Source organism: Actinomadura kijaniata, from assembly GCF_014138665.1.
Classification (GTDB): domain Bacteria; phylum Actinomycetota; class Actinomycetes; order Streptosporangiales; family Streptosporangiaceae; genus Spirillospora; species Spirillospora kijaniata.
In genome coordinates, this window is sequence record NZ_JACJIA010000003.1 from 222,060 (window position 1) to 246,592 (window position 24,533).

General features: G+C 74.0%; 16 protein-coding genes and 1 riboswitch. Of the genes, 10 read left to right on the forward strand and 6 right to left on the reverse strand.

Features of this window, described 5'->3' with window-relative positions; genetic code table 11:
- Window positions 1-339 precede the first annotated feature (339 nt).
- On the forward strand, window positions 340-2,799 hold the full coding sequence (locus HNR61_RS13105) for a transglycosylase domain-containing protein (RefSeq protein WP_182843411.1): 2,460 nt from the start codon (window positions 340-342) through the stop codon (window positions 2,797-2,799).
- Window positions 2,800-3,045: 246 nt separating this feature from the next.
- Here the strand turns inward: HNR61_RS13105 and HNR61_RS13110 are convergent, their stop codons facing one another.
- Window positions 3,046-3,429 (reverse strand): hypothetical protein, encoded by a 384-nt coding sequence (locus tag HNR61_RS13110; RefSeq protein ID WP_182843412.1) that lies wholly within the window; start codon window positions 3,427-3,429, stop codon window positions 3,046-3,048.
- A gap of 49 nt (window positions 3,430-3,478) precedes the next feature.
- Window positions 3,479-3,595: riboswitch (SAM riboswitch) on the forward strand.
- Window positions 3,596-3,643: 48 nt separating this feature from the next.
- Between HNR61_RS13110 and HNR61_RS13115 the strand changes: the two genes are divergently transcribed.
- From HNR61_RS13115 to HNR61_RS13125, 3 genes are all read left to right on the forward strand, one after another.
- The gene (locus HNR61_RS13115; RefSeq protein WP_182843413.1) at window positions 3,644-4,963 is read left to right on the forward strand and encodes an aminotransferase class V-fold PLP-dependent enzyme; all 1,320 of its coding nucleotides are present in this window, start codon (window positions 3,644-3,646) and stop codon (window positions 4,961-4,963) included.
- Window positions 4,964-5,100: 137 nt separating this feature from the next.
- The gene (locus HNR61_RS13120) at window positions 5,101-9,963 is read left to right on the forward strand and encodes an SseB family protein (RefSeq protein ID WP_182843414.1); all 4,863 of its coding nucleotides are present in this window, start codon (window positions 5,101-5,103) and stop codon (window positions 9,961-9,963) included.
- A complete protein-coding gene (locus HNR61_RS13125; RefSeq protein WP_182843415.1) occupies window positions 9,960-10,328 on the forward strand; it encodes a UCP033725 family protein in 369 nt (122 codons plus the stop codon). The genes HNR61_RS13120 and HNR61_RS13125 overlap by 4 nt, the downstream gene beginning before the upstream one ends.
- 118 nt (window positions 10,329-10,446) lie before the next feature.
- Here the strand turns inward: HNR61_RS13125 and HNR61_RS13130 are convergent, their stop codons facing one another.
- Window positions 10,447-10,764 carry a hypothetical protein gene (locus HNR61_RS13130; protein WP_182843416.1) on the reverse strand — a complete coding sequence of 106 codons (318 nt, stop codon included), beginning with the start codon at window positions 10,762-10,764 and terminating at the stop codon, window positions 10,447-10,449.
- On the opposite strand from HNR61_RS13130, the gene HNR61_RS13135 reads away from it, so the two are divergent.
- A complete protein-coding gene (locus HNR61_RS13135; protein ID WP_182843417.1) occupies window positions 10,742-11,530 on the forward strand; it encodes a hypothetical protein in 789 nt (262 codons plus the stop codon). The genes HNR61_RS13130 and HNR61_RS13135 overlap by 23 nt on opposite strands.
- A 417-nt stretch (window positions 11,531-11,947) precedes the next feature.
- Here the strand turns inward: HNR61_RS13135 and HNR61_RS13140 are convergent, their stop codons facing one another.
- Together HNR61_RS13140 and HNR61_RS13145 are read right to left on the reverse strand one after the other, a co-directional pair.
- The gene (locus tag HNR61_RS13140) at window positions 11,948-12,763 is read right to left on the reverse strand and encodes a TrmH family RNA methyltransferase (protein ID WP_182843418.1); all 816 of its coding nucleotides are present in this window, start codon (window positions 12,761-12,763) and stop codon (window positions 11,948-11,950) included.
- A 34-nt stretch (window positions 12,764-12,797) separates the two neighbouring features.
- Complete coding sequence (locus HNR61_RS13145; protein ID WP_182843419.1) at window positions 12,798-13,781, reverse strand: endonuclease/exonuclease/phosphatase family protein; 984 nt, start codon at window positions 13,779-13,781, stop codon at window positions 12,798-12,800.
- Between the two features lie 353 nt (window positions 13,782-14,134).
- On the opposite strand from HNR61_RS13145, the gene HNR61_RS13150 reads away from it, so the two are divergent.
- The 3 genes from HNR61_RS13150 to HNR61_RS13160 all read left to right on the forward strand — a co-directional run bounded on the left by HNR61_RS13150 (window position 14,135) and on the right by HNR61_RS13160 (window position 20,117).
- The gene (locus tag HNR61_RS13150) at window positions 14,135-16,504 is read left to right on the forward strand and encodes a substrate-binding domain-containing protein (RefSeq protein ID WP_312897888.1); all 2,370 of its coding nucleotides are present in this window, start codon (window positions 14,135-14,137) and stop codon (window positions 16,502-16,504) included.
- Between the two features lie 348 nt (window positions 16,505-16,852).
- Window positions 16,853-18,379, forward strand: coding sequence for a sigma-70 family RNA polymerase sigma factor (locus HNR61_RS13155; protein ID WP_182843421.1), 1,527 nt, complete (start codon window positions 16,853-16,855; stop codon window positions 18,377-18,379).
- A 247-nt stretch (window positions 18,380-18,626) separates the two neighbouring features.
- Window positions 18,627-20,117, forward strand: a complete 1,491-nt coding sequence (locus HNR61_RS13160; protein WP_182843422.1) for an RNA polymerase sigma factor — start codon at window positions 18,627-18,629, stop codon at window positions 20,115-20,117.
- A gap of 102 nt (window positions 20,118-20,219) precedes the next feature.
- Here the strand turns inward: HNR61_RS13160 and HNR61_RS13165 are convergent, their stop codons facing one another.
- Window positions 20,220-21,305 carry a phosphotransferase family protein gene (locus HNR61_RS13165; RefSeq protein ID WP_182843423.1) on the reverse strand — a complete coding sequence of 362 codons (1,086 nt, stop codon included), beginning with the start codon at window positions 21,303-21,305 and terminating at the stop codon, window positions 20,220-20,222.
- A gap of 362 nt (window positions 21,306-21,667) precedes the next feature.
- Between HNR61_RS13165 and HNR61_RS13170 the strand changes: the two genes are divergently transcribed.
- A complete protein-coding gene (locus HNR61_RS13170; RefSeq protein WP_182843424.1) occupies window positions 21,668-22,360 on the forward strand; it encodes a hypothetical protein in 693 nt (230 codons plus the stop codon).
- Window positions 22,361-22,375: 15 nt separating this feature from the next.
- On the opposite strand, the gene pdxR is transcribed toward HNR61_RS13170, so the two are convergent.
- Window positions 22,376-23,746, reverse strand: a complete 1,371-nt coding sequence (pdxR, locus tag HNR61_RS13175) for a MocR-like pyridoxine biosynthesis transcription factor PdxR (RefSeq protein WP_312897889.1) — start codon at window positions 23,744-23,746, stop codon at window positions 22,376-22,378.
- Between the two features lie 81 nt (window positions 23,747-23,827).
- Between pdxR and HNR61_RS13180 the strand changes: the two genes are divergently transcribed.
- Window positions 23,828-24,469 (forward strand): pyridoxamine 5'-phosphate oxidase family protein, encoded by a 642-nt coding sequence (locus tag HNR61_RS13180; protein WP_182843426.1) that lies wholly within the window; start codon window positions 23,828-23,830, stop codon window positions 24,467-24,469.
- The last annotated feature ends 64 nt before the right edge of the window (window positions 24,470-24,533 follow it).

Sequence of the window (24,533 nt, forward strand, 5' to 3'; positions counted from 1 at the left end):
GCCCGGTGACCGCGCGCACGTTCCCGACGACGGGGCACCAGAAGAGGTGTCCCGTCGTTGGTGTTTCGGTTGTCGTGTTTCGGAGGGGCGCCGCTGGGGACAGGTCGCGGCCGAAGGCGAACGTGACCCGCGGACGTGTGATCCGCGCCGCACCCGGGCCCGTGCTGCCAACGGTTCACGGGCGCGGCCCGTCCTCCTCACGGAAGGTACAGGAGTCCGCATGGACCGGCCGAAAGTAGCGACCTCCTCGGGTATCGTCGGTAACGAATTCATCACGGGGGGCTTGTGACTAGCAGGGACAACAGCCCGGGGGACGACCGACCCACCGGGTCGGAGGACGTGACGCCCGAAACCGGCGCGTCCACTCCGGCCGACGCCACGGTCGACACCACCGCGGCCGAGAGCACGGCCGCGTTCTCCGGGGACCAGGACGAGGACACGAAGGCGACGACGTCCGCCGCGGACGGCGCGGACGGCGGCGTGGGCGGCGCGGCCCCGGCGGGGGCGAAGGACTCCGCGACCACGGTCGCGTTCGAGTCCGTCGGCGAGTCCGCCGGCGAGGGCGGCGGGACCGCGACGGCGACCGCGACGCGTCCCGCGGGCGCGCCCGCCAAGAGCGCGAAGGCCGCCAAGGGCGGCAAGCCGAAGAAGCAGCGCAGCCGCAAGGCGAAGTTCACGCGGCGCGTCCTGTTCTCGGTGCTGGCGTTCGTCGGGTTCTGCGTCGCGGGTTTCGGCATCGCCTACCTGCTGACGCCGATCCCCGAGCCCGCGCAGGACGCGATCGAGCAGGGCCCGACGTTCCTGTACTCCGACGGCAAGAGCCAGATCGCCAAGACCGGCACCAACCGCGACGCGGTCAAGCTGGACCAGGTGCCCAAGCCCGTGCGCGACGCCGTCATCGCCGCCGAGAACCGCAGCTTCTACTCCGACCCCGGCGTGTCGGTGAAGGGCACGGTGCGCGCGTTCTGGACCACGGTCTCCGGCGAGCAGCTCCAGGGCGGCTCGACGATCACCCAGCAGATGGTCCGCAACTACTACGGCGGCATCGGCAAGGAGCGTTCGGTCACCCGCAAGCTCAAGGAGATCATGGTCGCCCTGAAGGTCGGCCGGGAGCGGGACAAGGACTGGATCCTCGAGCAGTACCTCAACACGATCTTCTTCGGGCGTGACTCCTACGGCGTGCAGGCCGCCGCGAAGGCGTACTTCGGCAAGGACATCAGCCGGCTGAACGCCGCCGAGGGCGCGTTCCTGGCCGCCTCCATCCAGCAGCCGAGCGTGTTCGGCGGCGACCTGAACGGCCGCGGCCTGACCTACGCCGAGGAGCGCTGGCGCGCGGTGCTCAACAACATGGTCCGCGACGGCGCGATCAGCCAGGCCGAGGCGACGGCGCTGAAGTTCCCCAAGCCGGGCAAGCAGAAGCTGACCGACATCATGCGCGGCCAGCGCGGCTACATGGTGAACGTGGCCAAGAAGGAGCTCATCGAGCGGCGCGGCTACACCGAGGACGAGATCAACCGTTCCGGTCTGAAGATCACCACGACGTTCGACAAGCGGCTGATGGACGCGCTCAAGGAGTCGGTGACGGCCAACCAGCCCGCCGGGATGAGCAAGAAGATCCGCACCGCGGCGGTGTCGGTGGACCCCGAGACCGGCCAGGTGGTGGCCTTCTACGGCGGCCGCGACTACCTGGACGAGGCGCTGAGCAGCGTGTTCGGCGACCACGCGCAGCCGGGCTCGGGCTTCAAGCCGATCGTGCTGGCGACGGCGCTGGACAGCGGCCTGCCGCTGAGCACCACGGTGGACGGCAGCTCGCCGCAGTACTACGGCGGCACCCCGGTCCGCAACGACTCCAACGCCGACTACGGCATGGTCAACATGGTGACCGCCACCCAGAACTCGATCAACACGGCCTACGTCAACCTGGGCCAGAAGGTCGGCCTGGACAAGGTCACCGAGATGGCGGAGAAGCTCGGCTACACCAAGGAGCAGCTCACCGCCAACGGCGCGAACGCCGCGTACACGTTCCCGCTGGGCGTCATCTCGGCGCACCCGGTGCAGCAGGCCGGGGTGTTCGCGACGTTCGCGTCCGAGGGGAGGTTCCGGCAGCCGTTCGTGGTGAAGGCGGTGACCGACGGCAAGGGCCGGAGCCGCACGTTCGAGGAGAAGGGCAAGCGGGCGTTCAGCGAGCAGACCGCGCGCGACGCCACCTACGCGATGCAGCGGGTGGTGCAGTCGGGCACCGGCCGCGCCGCGAACCTGCCCGACGGCCGCCCGGTGGCCGGGAAGACCGGCACCACCGACCAGGGCGCGGCGATCTGGTTCAACGGGTTCATCCCGCAGATGGCGACGACCGTGGCGATGTTCCGCAGCGACCAGAAGCCGCTCAGCATCCCCGGCTACGGGGCCTACGGCGGCCAGCTGCCCGCGCAGATCTGGCGCGGCTACATGGCGCAGGCCGTGGACGTCAAGGGCTTCGAGTACAAGTCGTTCGGCGCGCCGTCGTCCGCTCCCGGCAGCTACGACAGCGGCGGCTACGACGACCGGCGGACCGCTCCGCCGTCACGCGAGCCGAACCCGAACGGGCGGCCCACCCCGCCGAACTCGCAGCGGCCCCCGTCCAGCCGTCCCCCGTCCCCGCCCGGCGACGGCGACGGCCCCGGCAACGGTGATGGCCCCGGCAACGGGGACGGCGGCGACGGTCCCGGCAACGGGGACGGTCCCGGCAACGGTGATGGCCCCGGCAACGGCGGCGGTGGCGACGGTTCCGGCGACGGCAACCGACCCGACGCCCGAGGATGACACGGAAGGAGGCCCGGCGGACGCCGGGCCTCCTCGCTTCTCCGCTCCGCTGATCCGGCTCACCCGCCTCGGCGGCGCGGATGTCCGGCCTCCCCGCCGGAGCGCCTTCCCCGAGTCCGGGGTCCTGGCGGCCGGGCTCTCGACCAACCTCCGCGCGGGACACCTCGCCGATCTCGTCACGGACCGCCCGGCGGCAGAGTGACGGGCGTCCACGGCACGGTCCTCACCGCGCGTCCCCCGGCCAGGTCAGTCGCAGACCGCGCCGACGCGGGCGGGAGTGTTCTTCATCACATCGTCCAGGGCGGCCATGTCGCCCGTCCCGGCCGGTCCGGCGGCCTCCCGCAGGCGCTTGGCCTCCTCCTTGAGGGTCTTCTTCAGGGCCGCGTCCTCCGCCTTGGCGGCCAGGCCGTCGACCTTCCCGGCGAGCTGCTGGACGGCCTGCCCCCAGGGGGCCGGCTGGTTGGCAGGAAGGGATCTGACCTGCGACATGTACTGCTGGAACGCCTTCTTGGTGTCGTCGCAGACCGCGGCGGTGTTGCCCCCGCCGAGGACCCCGCAGCCGACCAGCGGACCGGCGCCGGCGAGCAGCAGCGCTCCCCCGGCGAGCGCCCGCAACGCCGCGTTTCGCATTGGACCTCCCACTTGCTCCCCGATCACGTGTGTCTATAATTCCGCACTAGGTCATGAGCGCCAGCGTCAAGCCCCGGCTTGCTGGCCGGCAACCCTTCGTCCGCGATGGGGTGCCCCGGGTGAGGACCAGGCCGGACGCAACACCGCGTTCCGGCAAGCGCGGATCCCGCCGAGCCACCTTCCGGGATCCCTGGATTCCGAGGAGGTACCGCCCATGTCCGCCACCCTTACCGAAGCCCCCGTCACCCCCGATGTGACGCGTTCCGGGCAGCACGGGGTTCGCTTTCCGGACCGGGAACTTCGCGTCGTCGGCGCCGACGTCACCGTTCCGCTGAACGACGGCCGCCGCGTCCCCTACGCCAACTTCGACTACGCCGCCAGCGCCCCCTGTCTGGAGGCGGTGCACGAGGCCATCACCCGCGCACTGCCCTACTACAGCAGCGTGCACCGGGGCGCGGGCTACGCCTCCCAGGTGACCACCGCCGCCTACGAGAAGGCGCGCGGGACCGTCCGGTCGTTCCTGGGCGCGTGGCGGCGCGCGTCGGTCGTGTTCACCCGCAACACCACCGACGCGATGAACCTGCTCGCGCACGCCCTGCCGGCCGGCACCACCGTCGTGGTCTTCGAGACCGAGCACCACGCGACCCTGCTGCCCTGGAAGAACGTGGTGCGGCTGCCCGCCCCCGCGTCCCCGCTGGAGGCCGTCGCCGCCGCCGACCGCGCCCTCGCGCAGGCCCCCACCGGGCCGCGCCTGCTCGTCGTCACGGCCGCCTCCAACGTCACCGGCGAGCTGTGGCCGCTGCGCGAACTCGCCGAGACCGCCCACCGCAACGGCGCGCGCATCGCCGTCGACGCCGCCCAGCACGTCCCGCACCGGCCGCTCGACATGACCGCGCTGGGCCTGGACTACGTGGCGTTCTCCGGGCACAAGCTGTACGCGCCGTTCGGGGCGGGCGTGCTGGCGGGGCGCTCGGACTGGCTGCGCGCCGCCGACCCGTACCTGAAGGGCGGCGGGGCCAGCGCGTCGGTCGAGGACCGCGGCGACACCACGCGATGGCAGGCCGAGCCCGAGGCCCGGCACGAGGCCGGAACCCCCAACGTGCTGGGCGTCATCGCCCTGGCCGCCGCCTGCGAGGCGCTGGCCGCCACCGGCTGGGACTCCCTGGTCGAGCACGAGGAGCGGCTGCTGACCCGGCTGCGTTCCGGCCTGGCCCGCGTTCCGGGTGTGCGGGAACTCACCCTGTGGGACGAGCGTCACCCCCGGGTCGGAATCGTGTCCTTCACCGTCGAGGGCTGGAACGCGCGTGATGTGGCGCTTACGCTTTCAGGTGAGTACGGAATCGGCGTTCGGGACGGCAAGTTCTGCGCCCATCCGTTCGTTCGTCACCTGCTGGCCTCGGCGGAGAACGGGGAGGGATGCCAGGACGGGCAGAGCACGGCGGTGCGCGCGAGCTTCGGGATCGGCAGCACCGAGGAGCACGTCGACCGGCTGCTGGCCGCCCTCACCAGGCTCACGAGCGAGCCGCGCGGGTGACCCGCGGCCCCGCGGCCGCTGCCTCGCGGACGGGTCGTCTCATCCACAGAACCGGACGATAGGGCGCTTTGGCACTGTTCGCCCATGTAGCGTAGGCAGGTCCGTAACCTGCCCGGCCGGGGTAGAGGCAGCGCGCGATGAAACAGGGGGTGGCGGCCGTGGCCGACGCGTGGCGGCCCACGTCGGAGCTTGAGCGCCGACTGCTGGAGACGGTGCGCACGGGGGACCAGCGGGAGTTCTTCCGCCTGCTGGCGGAGAGCGAGCTGGTCGTCCCCGTTCCACCGGACATGATCGACGACGTGCTCGCCAACGAGGCGCAGCCGACCTGGCCCGCCCAGCAGGAGGGCGACCGCACCTGGGTGCTCGTCTACACCTCGGCGGCCGCGATGCGCGTCTGCCTGGGCCCGGGTTACCGGCACTTCCTGAAGCTGAAGTTCACGGACCTGGCCGCCACCTGGCCCGACCCGCACTGGTGGCTGGCCGTGAACGCGCCCGCCCGGGGCGTGGAGAACGTGGCGCTGCCGATCGAGGCCCGCCTCCCCAGCTGGTTCATCCGGCAGATCACCGAGGGCGACCCGCTTCCGCCCCAGGCGGGCCGCCCCGAGGCCCTGCCCCGGAACCTCGGCGCCTCGGACCCGGCCGCCGACCCGACCCTGACCCAGATCCTCAAGCCCCACCGCCCCGAACGCGAGGAGCCGTCCACCCAGGACCGCCTGGTGGCGGGCGGAACCCCGGCCGCATACGGGGACACCGGCGTTCCGTACGGAGAGGCCGCCGCCCGTAACGGAGCCCACCCGTCGTACGGCCAGGGAACGCCCGGCGCTCCCCCGGCACACGACCACAGGCTCGGCGAACCCGCCCCGCGACGCGAGGAACCCGGGGTCCCGGCACCGTACGGACCCGACGAAACACCCGCGCAGGACCACCTCGTCGCGGGCGGAGGACCTGCCGCGTTCGGCACCTCCCCGTTCGGCGACGCTCCTGACCAGCACGTTCCCGGTGGACCACCCGAGTACGGCCTTGGCGAACGCGGCGAGGTCCCCGGCGTCCCTCACGGAGAGGGCACGACACCAGGTCACCCCCGCGCGAGCGAGGAAAGCGTCGCACACGCCCCCGGCCAGGACCGGCCCGACGTTCCCCCGACGCAGGGCGAGACCGCCACGCCCGCAGGCGCGGAGCCCGACGCGTCCGACCTCTCTTATAGAGAAGCCGCCGCATACGGCGAGGGAGAAGCCATCACACACGATGGCGCTCCCGCACCGTACGGGCCCGCCGCACATGGCGAACCGCCCGCGTTCGACCGACCCATCCCGCAGAGCGAAGTCACGGCGCACGACGGCATCCCCGCACCGTACGGCCCCGGCGCACACGGCGAACCGCCCATGCCCGGTCAGCCCATCACACAGGGAGAAGCCACCGCGCACGCTGGTGCCCCCGCGCCGTACGGGCCCGGCGCACACGGCGAACCGCCCGCGTTCGACCAGCCCGCCCCGCAGGGCGAAACCGCTGCCCACGATGGCACCTCCACGCCCTACGGCCCCGGCGTTCACAGTGCGGACGGCCTCCCCCGCGTACCCGGCGAACCGCCCGTACCTGGCCAGCCCACCCCGCAGGGGGAAACCACCGCACACGACGGACCGCCCACGCCCTACGGGCCCAGCGAACCGCCCGTGCCTGGTCAGCCCCCCGTGCAGGGAGAAGCCACCGTGCACGGCGGTACCCCTGCGCCGTACGGGCCCGGCGCACACGACGGACTCGGCGCGAACGGCGTCCTCGGCGAACCGGCCCTGCCCGGCCAGCCCGCCCCACAGGAAGAGGTCGCCGCGCACGACGGTGCCCCCGCGCCCTACGGGCCGGGCGCGCACGACGGACCGCCCGCGTTCGACCAGCCCGCCCCGCAGGGCGAAACCACCCCGCGCGACGGCGCCTCCGCGCCGTACGGGCCCGGCGCACACGGCGAACCGCCCGCGTTCGACCAGCCCACCACGCAGGGAGGGGCCACCGCACACAACGGCCCTGGCGCGGACGGCACCCCCACCGCGCCCGGCGAACCTGTCCTGCCTAGCCAGCCTGCCCCGCAGGGAGAAGCCACCGCGCACGATGGTGCTCCCACACCGTATGGGCCCGGCGCACACGACGGACCGCCTGCGTTCGACCAGCTCACCCCGCAGGGAGAGGGCGTCGCGCGCGACGGGCTCGGCACGGACGCCATCCCCTCCGCGCCCGGCACACCGCCCGTGCCCGGCCAGCCCGTCCCGCAGGGAGAGGCCGCCGCACACGACGGACCGCCCGCGTTCGACCAGCCCATCCCGCAAGGGGAGGGCCTCGCGCGCGACGGGCTCGGCACGGACGCCATCCCCTCCGCGCCCGGCACACCACCCGTGCCCGGCCAACCCGCCACGCAGGGAGAGGCCACCGCACACGGCGAACCGCCCGCGTTCGACCAGCCCGCCCCGCAAGGGGAGGGCGTCGCGCACGAGGTGGAAGGTCAGCCTGTCGCGCAGGAGCGTCTTCTCACCGGCGAGTCGCCCGTGCCGGGCAGTGCGCTTCCGGAGGGAGAGGCCGAGCGGCATGGGACCGGCGCGCCCGGTGAGCCGTTGGTGAGTGAACCCGCCGCGCAGGGTTACCCCGAAGCGCCCGCCATCCCCTCCGTTCGCGATCTCGCTCCCGATCGGGGTGTTCCCGGCGAGCCGCCGGTGCCGGAGCAGCCCGTCCCGCACGACGGCGTCGTCGCACCGCAGGAGTCGGGTGCGCGCGATGTGGGGGCGGACGCCGCTTCCCCCATGGAGACCCGGGTGGATCTTCCGCCCGTCCCCGACGACGCGGCCGTCCCCGCCGAGCAGGGCGTGCGGGGTGAGGGTGAGGAGGCCTCCCAGTGGGAGGAGCTTCAGGAGCAGCACAAGGAGCTGCCCCGCGAGGAGCCCCGCCCCGAGTTCCAGCCCGCCAACGACGTCGAGCGCGCCCTCCTGCACGCCGCCGCCACCAACGACCACGACCTGTTCCTCCAGACGCTGGCCGACGCCGAGGTGCTGGTGCCGGTGCCCGAGGACATGGACTACGCGTTGCGGCCGGGCAAGCCCGGGTTCCCCTGGCAGACCCGCGAGATCGACGGGACCCCCGCCGTCCCGGTCTACACCTCGCCCGAACGCCTCATAGAGGCGGAAGGCGCGGCGACCGGGTCGGTCACGCTGTCGTTCACCAGCGTGCTGCGCTACTGGCCGCACCCGAACTGGATGCTCGCCATCAACTCGGGCGCCCCGGCGGGCGGCACCATCGTCGCCGAGCAGTTGCCCGGGCTCGCGGCGTGGGCCGACCAGCGGGCCGCGCGGCGGATGGCCGAGAACTTCGAGCCGCAGAACGAGGTCGAGCAGCGGCTGTTCGACGCCGCGCTGCGCCGCGACACCGACGCGTTCTTCAAGGTGCTGCTCGGCGCGCAGGTGCTGGTGCCCGCCGACCCCGACACGCCGTGGGGCATCGCGCCCGACGACCCGGAGTTCCCGTGGCGGCCCGCCCCGGTGCACGGCCGCACGGCGATCCAGGTGTTCACGTCGTTGAAGTGGATGACCGACGCGATCGGGTCGTCGCGGTTCGTGATGCCCGGCTTCCTGGAGGTCGTCACCGCCTGGCCGGACGGCGACTGGTCGCTCGTCCTCAACCCCGGCACCCCCGTCGACGCGTCGCTGACCGCCGAGCAGGTCCGCGCGTTGAGCGGCCCGGCACGCGTCGAGGAGCCCGGGCCGGACGACGAGCCGTCCCCCGTGCGGGCCGCCCCCGAGGCGCAGTCCCCGGCCGTCCCCGGCGAGCCGCCGGACGCCGAGGTCGAGGAGCCGCTGTTCGAACCCGGCAACCGCATCGACCAGGAACTCTACGAAGCGGTCCTGGCCGGGGACTCCGACGCGTTCCTGCGCGTCCTGCTCGCCGCGAACGTGCTGGTGCCGATCCCGCAGGACGCGCCCCTGGAGGTCACCCCGATCCAGCGGGAGTTCCGCTGGGAGGCGGCGCTGCGCGGCGACGACGCGGTGCAGGTGTTCACGTCGCTGGTGCGGCTGCGCGAGGTGCTGCCGGAATCGCGGTTCGTGTACGCCGACTTCCGCGAGCTGATCGGGTCCTGGCCGCACCAGGACTGGGCCATGCTGCTCAACCCGGGCACCCGCATCGGCGCGTCGCTGCGCGGCGACCAGGTGCGGGCGCTCAGCGAGTGGGCGGTGCGCGTCGGCCTGGTCCGGCCGCTGTCCGAGGTGCCGACGACGCCCGTGCCGGTGCACGAGCCGCAGGCCGCGCCGGAGTCGTTCGCGGCGCCCGAACCCGACCCGACCCAGACCGTGCAGGACGTCCCCGCCGACGAGTTCGGCGTCCCGGCGGCGCAGGAGCCGGTTCACGAGGACGTCGCCCCGCCGGTCGACCCGCAGCGGAACGGCGCCCCGGCCCGCCCCGAACGCCTGCTGCCGCCCGAACCCGAGGGCGAGCCCGTCCCGCAACCGGCGATCATGCAGAAGGTCGTGCCGCACCCGCACGTCTCCTGGTACCTGGAGCAGGGCTACGACCGGATCGGTGGTTTCGTCCACCCGACCTCCGACGTCGCCGACCTCCAGACGCCGCAGCAGCTGTACGAGACGCTGGGCCTGCTGTACGAGGGGTCGCCGTTCTCCCCCGACGACGAGGGCGTGTACGTGATCCGCTGGCCCGCGTACTGTTCGGGGTTGTACCGGATCCCGTTCGGCGGCCGCACCGAGGAGGAACTGGCGGCCTGGGGTGACGCGGGCTGGGTGCTGGAGACCGAACCGTTCGAGGGCACCGGGTTCGCGCCGGGCAGCGCGGGAACGATCCGCGAGTACAAGGTGGACAGCATCCGGTTGCCCTACGGCGCGGAAATGTATCACCTGGGCGCGGACCGGTCGGAGCGGTTCATCGCCATGTACGACCCGGACCGGCTGGCCTGGCTGAGGCCCGAGGGAGCCGGGAGCGGCGAGGAGCAGGCGGACCGGAGGGCGGAAGGGTGATACGGGACGGATACCTCGCGCGCTGGCTGGGCCGGGAGTTCGAGGCGGCCCCCGGCGCCGACGGCGACATCCGGCTCTACGCGTCCGAGCCGACCGACGGGTTCGAGGAGTTGCGGCCGGGCCGTTACCGGCGGGTGGTGCCCTCCTTCGAGGTGGAGGATCTGCGGTACGTCCGCACGATCGGAACCTGGCGCGGCGAACGCTTCGTAGTCGTCGGCGAGCATGACAGCTGGCTGCGCGTGGAGTACTCCGGTGGCCGTGCTCCCGTCGCCGAACGCCTGGGTCTGGAGCAGATGGAACGCGGCGTCTGGCAGGCGTGGGCGCCCCGCGACGAGGTCGAGGACCTACACGAAGAGTATTCGTGAGGACGCCGGTGATCCCGACGGGATACGGTATGCGGGAGCCTCGGGGTTGATTTGGTCCGTAGATCCGTGTTCGCATGGCTTCGGAAGCCGCCCCTGAGGGAGGGCGAGACTCGGGCGTTCAATGGTGACGCGACGGAGGTGCTGGCGCGGTGCTCCCCCGATCGGCAGGAAAACCGATCATCGTCGGACTCGGCACGGCGGCGGTGCTCGCCGCGGGCGGACTGCCGGCGTTCGGTGCCGAAGCCGCGACGGTGACGGTGACCGCGACACCGTCCGCCACGGAGGTGGTGGCGGGCGAGAAGGTCACGGTGACGGCGAGGATCGCCGCTTCGGCCGACACCTTCAAGTCGGTCACGGTGACCGGTGCGCCCTCGCAGACCACCCCACCCGCGAAGGTGGCGTTCAGGTGCGGCGTGGGCGGCACGACGACCCCCACCGGGTGCACGTTCGCCGAGGTCGGCACCAAGGGCGTCACGGTGACCTACACCGTGAGGGTGAACAAGCAGAAGGTGAAGGACGACACTCTCGTCCGCCTGGGCGTCACGGCCGCCTGGGAGCAGGAGGTGAAGGGGAAGCAGGTCCAGAAGGAGAAGACCGACACGGCCGCCTTCACCTTCACCCCGGTGGTCGCCCCGACCCCGACGCCCACGCCGACCCCGACGCCGACCCCGACTCCCAAGCCGACGCCGACCAAGTCGACCCCCAAGCCCTCCCCGTCCAAGACCGACAAGGACAAGGACAAGGACGGCTCCGGTTCGAACAACGGCGGCGGCGGGAGTTCCAACTCGAACTCGAACTCCAACAGCAGCAGCAGCAACGGCAGCAGCAGCAACAACACCCCCGCCTACACCCCGCCGTCGCCGAACGCCTCGTTCAGCCCGAACGACACCACCAAGAGCCCCCAGGTCGCGCTGCCCCCGATCGCGCCGAGCCCGACGGTGGCCTCCGCGCCGACCTCGTCCGCGCCGGAGAGCAGGCTGCGCAACAACAAGGCCCCGGTCGCGCAGGACCTGACGTTCACGCGGATGGCCAGCACGCAGGTGGCGTGGCTGGCGGCGCTGCTGGTGGCGTTCTCGCTGCTGCTGACCCAGCTCCGGCTGGGCCGCCGGACCGCGCCGCGCGGCGCGGCGGCGGCCGCCGCGGCCCCGCGCCGTCCCAAGGGCACCCACCGCCGTCCCCGCAAGGGCATGTTCGGCAAGTGACCGGCGCCCGCCGGGCGACGAAGACGCGGACGGAGACGAAAGGGAGCGTCCACCTCACCCGGTGGGCGCTCCTTCCGCGTTCAGCGGCCTCCGGGCCACGTTCGGAAGTCCCCGCCCCCGACGCTCGCCCGGCGGGCAACGCGCTCGCGCGGTGGTCTCGGCCCCTTCGCGGCGGATCCCGGAACCCGTTCCGAAGCGGACCTCAGCCGCGCACGCGAGCGCTGTCCAGCCCTCGAAGCGATGGCGCGCCCACCAAGCACCGGTGAGATGCGAGCCGCCAGGCGGACTCCGTGGACCGGGGCGCGGAAGCGCAGCTCAGGCATGCACCAGGGCCTGGAGCGATGACGCGCCCGCCAAGCCCTGGTGAGGTGCGAGCCGCAAAGGCGAGCGCCGTCGGCCGAGGCGTTGAGGCGCGGCTCAGGCGTGCACCAGGCCGTGGCAGGCGATCGCCGCCGCGGCGACCACGTTGAGGGAGTCCACGCCGTTGGCCATCGCGGCGGGGCTCATCGGGATGCACACGCGCTGGTCCGCCTCCTCCAGCCAGCGGGAGGAGAGGCCGTCGCCCTCCGAGCCGAGCATCAGCGCCGCCCGGTCGTCGACCTTCGCCTGGTCCAGCGGGACGGCGGACTGGTCCGGCGTCAGCGCCAGCAGCGCGAACCCCGCCTCCCGCAGCGTGCCGAGCCCGCCCCGCCAGTCGGTCATCCGCGCGTACGGGACGGCGAACACCGCCCCCATCGACACCTTGATCGAACGCCGGTACAGCGGGTCGGCGCAGCGCGGTGACAGCACGACCGCCTCGATGCCGAGCGCGGCGGCGCAGCGGAAGATCGAACCGACGTTGGCGTGGTCGACCAGGTCCTCCAGCACCAGGATGCGCCGCGCGCCCGCGACGGCCTCGGCGACGTCCGGCAGCGGCAGCCGGTGCACCGACGCCAGCGCGCCCCGGTGCACCTGGAAGCCCGCGACCGCCTCCACGGTGGCGTCGTCGGCGACGTAGACCGGCGCGTCGACCGTGTCCAGCAGGTCCGCCAGCGGTTCGACCCGGCGGCGGGCCATCAGGAACGAACGCGGCGCGTGCCCCGTCCGCACGGCCCGCCGGATGACCTTCTCCCCCTCGGCGATGAACAGCCCGTGCTCGGCCTCCAGGCTCTTGCGCAGGTTGACGTCGCGCAGCCGCACGTAGTCGGCCAGGCGCGGGTCGTCGGGGTCGGAGACGGGAACGAGCTGGGCCATGCCTCAATTGTGCGGGCGGCGGCCCGGTGCTCGGTCACGGCAGCCGGATCTCCGCCGACAGCGGGCGGTGGTCGCTGCCGGGCAGGACGTGGATCCGCACGTCGCGTACGGCGGCCCGGTCGTCGACCAGCACGTGGTCGATGGTCAGCGGGACCAGGTCGCCCCAGGTCCGCACCAGCCCGGCCCCGGCCCGGTCGGCGGCGTCGGCGTAGCCGCGTCCGATGAGGTCGCGCAGGGTGGCGTGGTCGAGGGTGGCGTTGAAGTCCCCGGCCAGGACCCGGAACGGGGCGCCGCTCCCGCCGTCCCGCGCGCCGGGGAGGACGCCCAGGTCGCGCCGCCAGTTCCGGTAGTTGACGCCGGAGATCGGCGGGATCGGGTGGACGGCGGTGATCTCGACGCGGCGTCCCCCGACGGTCAGCTCGGCGCGCGGCATCGCCATCTCGGAACGCGGGGCGGGCAGTTCGCGCAGCGGGTGGCGGGAGTACAGGCCGCTTCCGGTCGGGCCGCCGCGGGGGTCGACGACCTTGTGCGGCAGCAGGGCGGTGAGCCCGGCGCGTTCGTAGCGCCCCACGGACTCGGGGGTGAGCTCCTGGAGGCTGAGCACGTCGGCCCCGGTGCGCCGGACGAGGTCGACGAGCCGTTCGGCGTCGCCCTCCCCGAAGAACACGTTGGCGGTCAGGACCTTAAGCGCCGGTCCGCGCGCCTCGGGCTGCGCGCCGCCCCAGGCGCGGGGCAGCACGGCGACGGCCAGGCTCGCGGCGACGATCCCGGCGGCGACGGCGGCCCGCCGGCGGCGCAGGGCCAGCGCGACCACCACCGGAACCGGCGCGGCGGCCGCGACCAGCGGGGTCACGGCCAGCAGCGGCGCGGCGAACACCCCGACGCCGCCGATGCGGTCACCCCCGGCCCACCGCACCAGCGACCAGAGCCCCCAGGCGGCGACCCCGGCCCAGGCGAGCACGGTCCGGCCCCGGCCCGCCGTCGCGCCGCCGTCCGGCACGCGTGCGCTTTCCGCCATGCTCCCCGCCCTTCCCCGCGCCATTCAAGATCATTTTTTATGGCGGCTCGCGAGCGCTATCTCCGGGCCCGGCCGCCGTTCCTCCCCGGCCATGCCGCCCACTTCTTTTTTTGATCTTCGATCAGGGGGTCCCCGCCCTCAGAGGTAATGACGATCGACGCGGAACGGGAGTTGCGTCGGCGAGCCGTGGTGGATCAACTGCGGATCGTCACCGCACCCGCCGGATGCCCTGATTGTCAAGACATAAGGGGATGACCTGCGTCATTCTCATTTTTGAGCTCTTTGTAACCTCTTCTCCGTACCACTACAGTGCCGGGGAACATCGACGGGTTTCTGGTGAAGCGAGGACAGCCGTGAGCGGACGTCATGCCAATGACTTCCCGGAGGGGACGCCGGGCGACGGCGGGCGCGACGCGTCCGGGGCGTCCCGGCCGGTCTTCGGTCCGGCCAACGACGGTTCCTCCGACTGGTTCGCACCGCGCGACAGCCAGGGCACGCCGATCGGGCCGGACGGCCCGCCCCTCCAGGGCCCGTCCGCGCAAGGCCCGCCCCCGCAGGGTCCGCCCCCGCAGGGTCCGCCCCCGCAGGGTCCGCCCCCGCAGGGTCCGCCCGCACCGGGTCCGGGCGAGTCGTCGGAGACCCCCGAGTGGTTCACCCCGCGCCGTTCGGCCGAGCAGCCCGTCTTCGGGCAGGGCGGGTTCACCGGCGCGTCCGACGCCGGGGGCTACGGCCTGGGCCGCGCGTCCGGCACCCCCGACGGCTACGAGCTCCCCGCCGAACGCTCCCGCGCCGAGGGCCGTCCCGAGACCCGCCCGCAGGAGGCCGCCGCGTTCGGGGCCGCCGCCGCGCAGGAGCCCGGCTACGGCGACTACGACGCGATCAGCCGGTCCGACGAGCGGCCGAGCGGGTTCTTCGGCGGCCGGGCCGGGGGCGGCTCCGGCGGTTCGGGCGGCTACGGCGGCGGCTCGGGCGACTACGAGTACGGGCGCCGCCGCAAGAAGCGCAGCGCCGCCGCGTTGATCGGCCCGCTGGCCGGCGCGGTGGGCCTGGCGCTGCTGCTGGGCGTCGGCGTGTACGCGTTCGCCGAGAGCGGCAGCTGCGGCGGCGACGACGCGCTCGCCCTGTCGGTGGCGGTGGCGCCGGAGCTCGAACCCGCCGTGGTGAAGGCCGCCAAGCGGTTCAACGACGCCAAGCACGAGGTCTCGGGCAAGTGCGTCAAGGCCAACGTCACCAAGACCGAGCCCTACTCGGTCGCCACCCTGCTGTCGGGCACCGGCGTGCCGACCGACGGCGACCAGCGGCCCGATGTGTGGATCCCCGACTCCTCGCTGTGGGTGTCGCTGGTGCGCGGGTCGGGCAAGGGCCGCGACGCCGTCCAGACCACCCGGACCTCGGTCGCCTCCAGCCCGCTGGTGATCGGCATGCCGCGCACCCTGGCCACCCAGGTCCGCCAGCAGGGCCTCAACACCTCCACGCTGACCTGGGACAGCCTGCTCAAGGTGGTCGGCGGCGTGCAGGGCGGCGGCGTCACCAAGAACCAGATGCTCCCGCCCAACGCGGTGCGGCTGCTGGTGCCCGAGCCGTCCCGCAACACCGCGGGCATGGCCGGCCTGATGGTCACCAACGCGCTGCTGGCCAACGACGCCAACCAGGAGTCGATCTTCACCGGCATCGTGCGGACGGTCCGCGAGAGCACGGTGCCGACGACGCAGGCGCAGTTCCAGCAGTTCCGCAAGGGCCGCACCGGCAGGCAGCCGATCACGCTGTCGTCGGAGCAGGCGCTGTTCAGCTACAACAAGACCAACCCGGCCGAGCCCGCGGTGGCGCTGTACCCGAGCGACGGCACCCTGCTGATGGACCACCCGTTCACGGTGACCGCCAGGGACGGCGACCGGCAGAAGGCCGCCCAGCTCCTCGAACAGGCCATGACCACCGAGAACACGCGCAACGACGTGCGCGAGCTGGGCTTCCGCTCCCCCGACGGCAAGGCCCCCACGGCGTTCTCGGCCCGGCTGGGCGTCAGCCCGTCCCGGCCGTTGCAGCTCCCCGCGCCCAAGCCCACCGAGGTCGTCGGGGTCATGCAGGCCTGGTCGAAGCTGTCGCTGGGCCTGCGGCTGCTGACGCTGATCGACGTGTCGGGCTCGATGGCCGAGAAGGTCTCCCCGACCACCAACCGCATGCAGGCCACCGCGAGGATCGCCCAGGGCGGGCTGAGCATGATGTCCAACGACACCGAGCTCGGCGTGTGGCTGTTCTCCACGAAGATGCAGGGCGACCAGGACCACCGGGAGGCGGTGTCGGTCGGCCCGCTGGGCGAGCGGATCGGCTCGACCACCCGCCGCGGCCTGGTGCTGTCGCAGCTGGCGCAGATGCAGCCGAAGATGGACGGCGACACCGGCCTGTACGACAGCGTGCTGGCGGCGTACAAGCACATGAAGCGCACCTACAAGCCGGAGTTCGGCAACTCGATCCTGCTGCTGACCGACGGCGCCAACGACGACCCCGGCGGCCTGTCCCTCAAGCAGACCCTCGCCGAGCTGCGGAGCCTGCGCGACCCCAACCGGCCGATCCAGGTCAACATGATCGGTTTCGGCAAGGGCGTGGACCCGAACGAGCTGAAGCAGATCGCCGACGCGACCGGCGGCAGCGTGCAGGTCGCGCAGACCCCGCAGGAGATCTCCAAGATCTTCCTGCGGATGCTGTCCCGCCGGATCAAGGAGTAGGAGCGGCGCGGACCGCCCCGGCGCGGGGCGGGGACCGCGGGTCGCACGCGTGGCGGGGCGCCTTCCGGAGCACCGGGGGGCGCCCTGCGCGCTCCCGTCCCGGACAGATCAGAAATCTCCGCTTTTTCTTTTCACCCGGTGTCAACCGGACGCCCGAGCCGCCCGTCAATCTAGTGGAGGCCCGACGGGGAGCGGGGCCGTCGGGCCTCCGACCTTCTCCCCTCCTCCGGCCCGCGACGGAGAGCGACCCGGGATCCCCGGGGACCGCGGGGAGAGGACGGCACTTCCCCAAGGGCTTCCGTTCCGGGGCCCTGACGGCTCCACGCCTCAGTTCGCGGGAGGACCATCGTGTCCGCTTGGCCCAGTCTCGACCGCGTTGACGACCAGCGCCTGGCGCTGTCCCTGGCCACCGGAGACCCGGGCGCGCTCCCCCAGATCGTCGACCACTACGCCACCCGGCTGTTCGACTACTGCCACGCCCTGCTGCGCGACAGCGACGCGGCGGCGGGCGCGCTGCACGACGCGTTCCTGGCCGCGCACGCCCACGCCGGGCGGCTGCGCGAGCCCGCGTGGTTCCGCGGCTGGCTGTACGCGCTGGTCCGCAACGAGTGCCTGCGCCTGCTGCGCGACCCGGACCGGCCCGCCGAACGCCACGAGGCCCCCGAGGTGCACGACGTCTTCCTCGACGCCGCCGAACGCGCGCAACGCCTGGAGACCCGGCGGCTGGTGCACGGCGCGCTGGCGGGGCTGCGCGGCCGCGAACGCGAGGCGCTGGACCTGATGCTGCGGCACGGCCTGGACACCGGCGAGATCGCCGGGGTGCTGGCGCTGGACGAGGGCGGGACCACCGAGCTGGTCGCCGCCGCGCGCCGCCGCCTGGACGACGCGCTGGCCGCCGCCGTGATCGTGCGGACCGGCGCGGGCGACTGCCCGACCGTGGCGACGCTGGCCGACGCCGACGCGCCCCTGGACGGGCCGCTCGGCGACGAGACGGCCCGCCGGGTGGTCCGGCACATCGAGTCCTGCCCGATCTGCGCCGACCGCTGCGACCGCACGGTCTCGACGGTGCGGCTGCTCCAGGTGCTCCCGGTCGCGCTGATGCCGCCCGAGCTGCGCAACCACGTCCTGGCGGACGCGACCTCCCCGGAGACCGCCGGGATGCGCGCCGCGGTCGCCGCGCGGGCCGAGCCGTTCGACGAGGAGGGCTGGCCGCTGCCGGTGGAGGCCGCGCCGCGCCCCGCGGACCCCGGCCGGTCCGTTCCGCCGCGCCTGTGGCCCGCCGTCGCCGCGGCGGCCGCGGTGATCCTGATGGTGGCGGGCGCGTTCGCGCTGATGCCCGACTCGGGCCGCGAGCGCACCGGCGCCCAGCACCCCTCCCCCACCGCCCCGGCCGAGGTCCCCGCCGATCCGGAGCGCACCCCGCAGGACCCGCCGACGACCGTGGTGTCCCCCACCGTCACGCCCACCCGGACGACGCCGTCGCGGACCCCGTCCGGCACGCCGTCGCCGACGCGCCGCCCGCCCAGCCGCAGCCCCCGGCCCCCGGCCACGTCCGGCCCTCCCGAGGCCGCCGGCCACCTCGGCGTGAGCGGCTGCTCGATCCCCGCCGGGCAGAGCTCCTGCGCCATCTCCGTCACCGCCGTGAACGGCCCGGTGAGCTGGTCGGTCACCGGCGCGCTCAACGTGTCGGCGGTCGGCGGCGGCCGGCTGCGCGCGGGGCAGGGCGCCTCCGTCCGGGCGACGCGCCCCGGCCCGTGCGAGGGTGAGGGCGGCAGCGGCGTGGTCCGGTTCGCGCCCTCCGGCACGGCGACGGTCACGTGGCGGTGCGCGGAGAACGGTCCTCCGGACGACCGCGAACCGCGCCCCGTTCGCTGATCCGACCCACCCCGAAACACCCCTCCGGCCAAACGAGACCCAGATCACATTCGGCCCGCAAACGCGGTGGTCATCGGGGGGTGACGAGCACAGCGCGTACCCGTGATATCACGCGTCAACGCCCTCCGAGAGGAAATATCCCAACATCGGTGGCAGTATCGGGCAACCAAAGCGGCCCCGGGCGTCGTCCCGGGTCCCGCTCGCAAGGGGGGACTGTCCGAGACACCGACGTATCTGGAGGATCTTCGTGGCCGGTGGGCCTGGGCCCGGTCGGTTCGACGACCCCCGCCTGGCGGAGTCGCTGCGCGCCGGGGACGCCATCGCGCTGACCAAGGTCTACGACACCTACGCGCCGTTCCTGTTCGACTACTGCCATGGCCTGCTGCGCGATCGCGTGGAGGCGGCGGGGGCGCTGCGCGCCTGCCTGGTGGCGGCGCGCGAGCACGTGGGCGGACTGCGGGAACCCGAACGACTGCGCGGCTGGCTGTACGCGGTCGCCCGCAAGGAGTGCATGCGGCGGCGCGACAACCCCTCCGGGGGACCGGGCCAGGAGGCGCCCGAGGTCGACGACGGCCTGTCGGAGATGCGGCGCGCCCGGCGCGCCGAACGGCGGATGCTCACCCACAGCATGCTCGCCGCGCTGACCGGGCGGCAGCGCGAGGTCGTCGACCTGGCGGTGCGGCACGAGCTGGACGCGGGGGACCTGGCCGGGATCTTCGGGCTGTCCGAGCCGGAGGCCGAGCGGATGCTGGCCGGCGCCCTGCGCGACCTCGACGAGGCCGCCCGCGCGGTGGCGATCGCGCACGCGCTGCGGGACGAGTGCCCCAGTCTGGCGCCGCTCACCGCGTCGTGGCCGCTGCCGCCGGGGGACGCGCGTTCGCTGGTGCGGCACGTGGCGTCCTGCCCGACGTGCCACGGGCAGCAGGTCACGCCGCCGCCCGCCGACCGCCTGCTGGCGGTGCTGCCGGTCGCGGCGGTCCCGCCGGACCTGCGGCTGGAGACGCTGACCACCGCCACCCACCCCGACCGCGCCGAGACCCGCGCCGCCATCGCCGCGGCGGTCGAGCCGTTCGACCACCGCGGCTGGCCGCTGCCCTACGAGCCGCACCCGGCGGCCGCGCCCGAACGGCGGCGGCGCGGCCGGACGCTGGCGGCCGTCGGCGGCGGGATCGCGGCGGTGGCGCTGCTCGGGGTGACGCTGACGGCGTTCACCGGCGGCGACCAGACCACGAACTCGGCGGCGCGGGGACCGCTGCGGGCCTCCGTCCCCTCGGCCACCCCGCACCCGTCGTCGCCGGACCTGTCGCCCAGCCAGACGCCGACGCCCACCCCGTCCTCCTCGTCGCCGACGCCGACCAAGAGCGCGACGCCGTCCAAGAGCGCGACGCCCACGCCGTCCGCGTCGTCCACGTCGTCCACGCCGCCGGGCGCGCCTGCGACCAGGCCCCCGACGACCACCAGCCCGCCCGCGCCGCCGACGCCGGGACGGCTCGCCGTGTCGGGCTGCTCGATGGGCGTGGCGGAGTCCTGCGCGGTCACCATCACCGCCGTGGACGGCCCGGTGAGCTGGCGCGTGACCGGGACCTCCGGGAGGCTGCGCGCGTACGGCTCGGGCCAGCTCGCCGCCGGGGAGTCGACGCGGGTGCGGGTGGAGCGGACCAACGACTTCTGCTGGGGCCGCAGGACCGGCTCGGTGTCGTTCGCGCCGGGCGGGTCCGCGTCGGTCTCCTACTGCTGACCCGTACCGCTGACCCGTCGGCCGTTCTTCCGCCGACGGAGCCGGGGCGGCGTGGTGCGGCATGATCCGCCCCGGCTCACCTTCCGCCGACGCCCCCGGGGGCTACCAGGGGGAGCGCTCGTCCAGGGTCCGGTGGGCGCGGTCCAGCAGCACCGGCACCGCGTCGCCGATCCGGTCGAAGCCCTCGCCGACGGTGGCGTTCTGCAGGTAGCGGGCGTGGATGCCCTCCAGGATCACCGCCAGCTTGAAGCACGCGAACGCTACGTAGAAGTCCATCTCCGACAGGTCGAACCCGGTGAGCGCGGCGTACCGCTCGGCGAACTCGCGGCGGGTGTGGAAGCCGGGGGCGGTGGTGATGGTCGCGCCGACCGGCAGCAGCTCGGCATCGCCCGCCTCGGCCCAGTAGACCAGCGTGAGGCCGAGGTCCGACAGCGGGTCGCCGAGGGTGGACATCTCCCAGTCCACGACGGCGGCGATCTCCGGGCGGGGCTCCAGCCGGGCCAGCGCGTTGTCCAGCCGGAAGTCGCCGTGGACCAGGCGGGCGGGGGCGTCGGCGGGCAGGCGTTCGGCCAGCCGGGACACCAGCCGGTCGTACTCGGGCAGGTCGTGGACGTTGCCGGTGGCGCGGATCGCCTCCTGGGAGGCGTCCCACTGCTTGCCCCAGCGCTTGAGCTGGCGGGTCATGTACCCGCCCGGACGGCCGAAGTCGCCCAGCCCGACGGCCTCGACGTCCACGGTGTGCACGGCCGCCAGCGCCGTCGCGAGGGCCTCGGAGAGCCCTCCCGCCTGCTCGGGGGTGAGGTCGGCGGCGTCCTCGACGGTGCGCAGCACCCGCCCCTCGACGAAGTCCATCAGGTAGAACCGGGCGCCGATGACGTCCTCGTCCTCGCAGAACGCGAGCGTCGTCGGCACCGGGACGTCGCTGCCCGCGCCGAGCGCCGACAGCACCCGGTACTCGCGGCCCATGTCGTGCGCGGTCGGCAGCACGTGCCCGAGCGGCGGCCGGCGCAGAACGATCCTGCGCCCGCCGTCCAGCGTGATCCCGTAGGTCAGGTTGGAGCGGCCACCGGCGATCAGGTCGATGGCGGTGATCCGTCCGGTGCCGGGCAGGGCGCGCGCCAACCAGTCCGCCAGGCGGGGGACATCGATGCCGGGGACCCCGGCGGGGAGTTCAGCGTCAACCGTCATGACGCCTTATTAGAACGTGACTCGGTTCATGCTGGGAACCCCACCCCCGGGAAAGCGCGGCCCGGCCGCGCCGGAACTGCCCGGCCACTTCCGGCCGTCGGCCGAAAATTTTTCACACGATCCGGTGATTCCCTCCTGACCAGGGCGGACACCGTCCCGGACCCACCTGTCCACTACACCGCGTGAAGAAAACGTCGTACCCAGGTGGATATGGGGAGCCGAGGGGGTACGCATCTGCGACAGCACCGGAGTAAACCGGATCTCTTGGATTTTCAAGCCGGAAGGCCCCATGCCGGTCCACCGTCACGCCTGGGGCGTTCGACCGGTCCGGGGTCGTACCGCCCGATTGGGGGGGACGCATCGTGGCTGACGCATGGCTGCCCGAAGCCGGCCGGTTGCCGGCCCGCACCGACGGTGGCGCGTTGGGGGGAGGAGCGCCCCGAGCGGTCTGGTTCAGCAGCGAGTCGGACGCCCGCACGATCTCGGCCCGTTCGGTGGCCGCCGACCTCGCCCGCGCCGACCGGGCCCCGCACCTGGTGTGGAATCCCTGGAGCGGCGAGTTCGTCCAGCTGCTGCCCATCGTCCGCGCCGCCCGGATGCTGGACGCGGTGGGACGCGAGGGCCGGGTCTGCGCGCAGATCGTGGTGGTGGGGCAGGCGCGCGACCCGTTCACCGGGACCCCGCTGAACGGCCTGGACCCGCTCATGGCCTGGCTGGACGCCTGGGGCGTGGCCCGCCGCTGGCCCGCCGGGCCGCCGCTGCCGACGCCGCAGTCCTACCAGGCCCGCCGCGACCGCCGCGGCTGGGCCCGGGGCGGCCACTTCGGCGCCTCCCAGGTCCCGGGCGCCGGGCGCCCCGACCCCGGCGGCATCGACATCCGCCGCGTCACCGGCCCCGACACCCCGGTCGCGCCGATCCCCCGCCCCCGTCCCTCCGTGGGCCAGCCCGGCGGAAGCCCCCCGGCCCCGGCCTCCCCGCTGCACAACGGGATCCTGCCGCCGTCCCCTCCGGTGCTGGGGGTCCCGGTCCCCGAACCGGCCAACGCCCGCTCCTGACGCGCCGCGGCGCGCTCAGCGGTCCCGGCGTTCCGCCGCCAGCCCGCGGATCACGGCGCAGCCCCGGCGGAGCTCGGTCAGGTTCGCCGCCGCGCCGTAACCGATGACCAGGCCGCCGGCGCGTTCGGGACCGGCGTGGTGGCGCCGCAGGGTGTCGACCAGGACGCCGCGCCGCCGCGCCGCCTCGGCGAGGCGCGCGGCCTCCTCCGGGGAGGTCTCCACGACCACGTGCAGGCCCGCCGTGTCGCCGCGCAGGCGCAGGCCGCCCAGGGCCTCCGCCACGGCGGCGCGGCGGCGGGCGTACTCGGCGCGCATCCGGCGGACGTAGCGGTCCAGGTCGCCGCGTTCCAGCAGCAGCCGCATCGCCTCCTGCGGGACGACGGCCGTGCGGTCGTTGAGGTCCCGGCGGCGGTGCGCGATCGCCGTCACCAGGTCGGGACGGGCCACCAGCCAGCCGACGCCCACGTCCGAGGTGAGGATCTTGGAGGTGGTGCCGAGGTAGACGACCACCTCCGGGTCCAGCCCGTACAGCGCGGGCAGCGGCGCGACGTCGTAGCGGAACTCCCCGTCGTAGTCGTCCTCGGCGACCAGCGCCCCGGTCCGCCGTGCCCACGCCAGCAGCGCCTGCCGGCGCGGCACCGGCAGCACCCCGCCCAGCGGGTACTGGTGCGACGGTGTCGTGTAGACCAGCCGCAGGTCGCCCGGCAGCGCGTCCACGACCAGGCCGTGCCCGTCCACGGGACAGGGCACCAGCGTGAGGCCGCGTCCCGCCAGCACGGCCTTGGCCCCGGTGTAGCCGGGCTCCTCGACGCCGACCCGGTCGCCGGGCCGCAGCACCGTCGCCGCGAGCATGTCCAGGCCGTTGGTCGCGCCCCGCGTCACCAGCACCCGTTCGGCGCTGCACGCCACGCCCCGGCCGCGCCGCACGTGGTCGGCCAGCGCGGCGCGCAGCCCCGGCAGGCCGTGCGGGTCGGGGCGGCTGACGCGTTCCACGGTCGCCGCCAGCCGCCAGGCCCGCCGCCACGCGGGGGTGTCCAGCGCTCCGATCCACGGCACCCCCGGCCGCAGGTCCACCATCCCGGCGGCGTCCTCGGCGGCACCGGGCGCCGGAGCGGGCCCGGCGGGCTCGGGGACGACGGTGATCGCGCTGACGAACGTCCCCGACCCGTGCCGCCCCTCCAGCCAGCCCTCGGCGTACAGCTGCTCGTACGCCTCGGTCACCACGGTCCGGCTGACCCCGAGCACCCCGGCCAGCGCGCGGCTGGAGGGAAGGCGCTCCCCGGCCGCCAGCCGCCCCTCCCGCATGGCGGCGCGCAACTGCCCCACCAGCTGGGCGCTCATCGGCTCCCCGCGCCCCCGGTCCACGACCAGCGGCAGATCGATCACGGCACGCGACAAAGTGGTCTCCCGCAAAAACATCCGAGTGGCTCTAAGCACCAGGCCACTTCGTCCCTACCGTAGTCGGGCATGAGCACGCTCCTCTCCCCCACCGAACGCACCCGCGTCCGCCGCATCCGCGAACGGGCCCGCTCCGACCGCGCCGACCTGTACGCCGTCCTGGACGAGGGCGTGGTCTGCCACCTCGGCGTGGTCGTCGACGGCACGCCGCGCGTGATCCCGACCGCCTACGGGCGCTCCGGCGACACCCTCTACCTGCACGGCTCCACCGGCGCGGCGAGCCTGCGCTCCGGCGCGGCCCAGGAGGTCTGCGTGACCGTCACGCACCTGGACGGGATCGTGGTGGCGCGTTCGCTGTTCCACCACTCGCTCAACTACCGCAGCGCCGTCGTCTATGGGACCCCGCGCGCCCTCACCGACCCCGCCGACAAGCTCACCGCCCTCCAGGCGATCACCGAGCACCTCGTCCCCGGCCAGTGGGACGCCCTGCGCCCGCCCTCCCCCAAGGAACTGGCGGCCACCGCCCTGCTGGCCCTCCCGCTGGACGAGGCGTCGGTGAAGATCCGCCAGGGCCCGCCCACCGACGAGGAGGAGGACTACGCGCTGCCGGTGTGGGCGGGCGTCCTCCCGGTGCGGCAGGCGTTCGGCGCCCCCGAGCCCGACCCCCGGCTGCGCCCCGGCGTCCCGGTCCCGCCCCACCTGACCAGGTGATCCCCCGCCCCGCCCGCACCGTCTGTCAATGTCCGGGACGGCCCCTTAGGGTCGTAGCCTGACA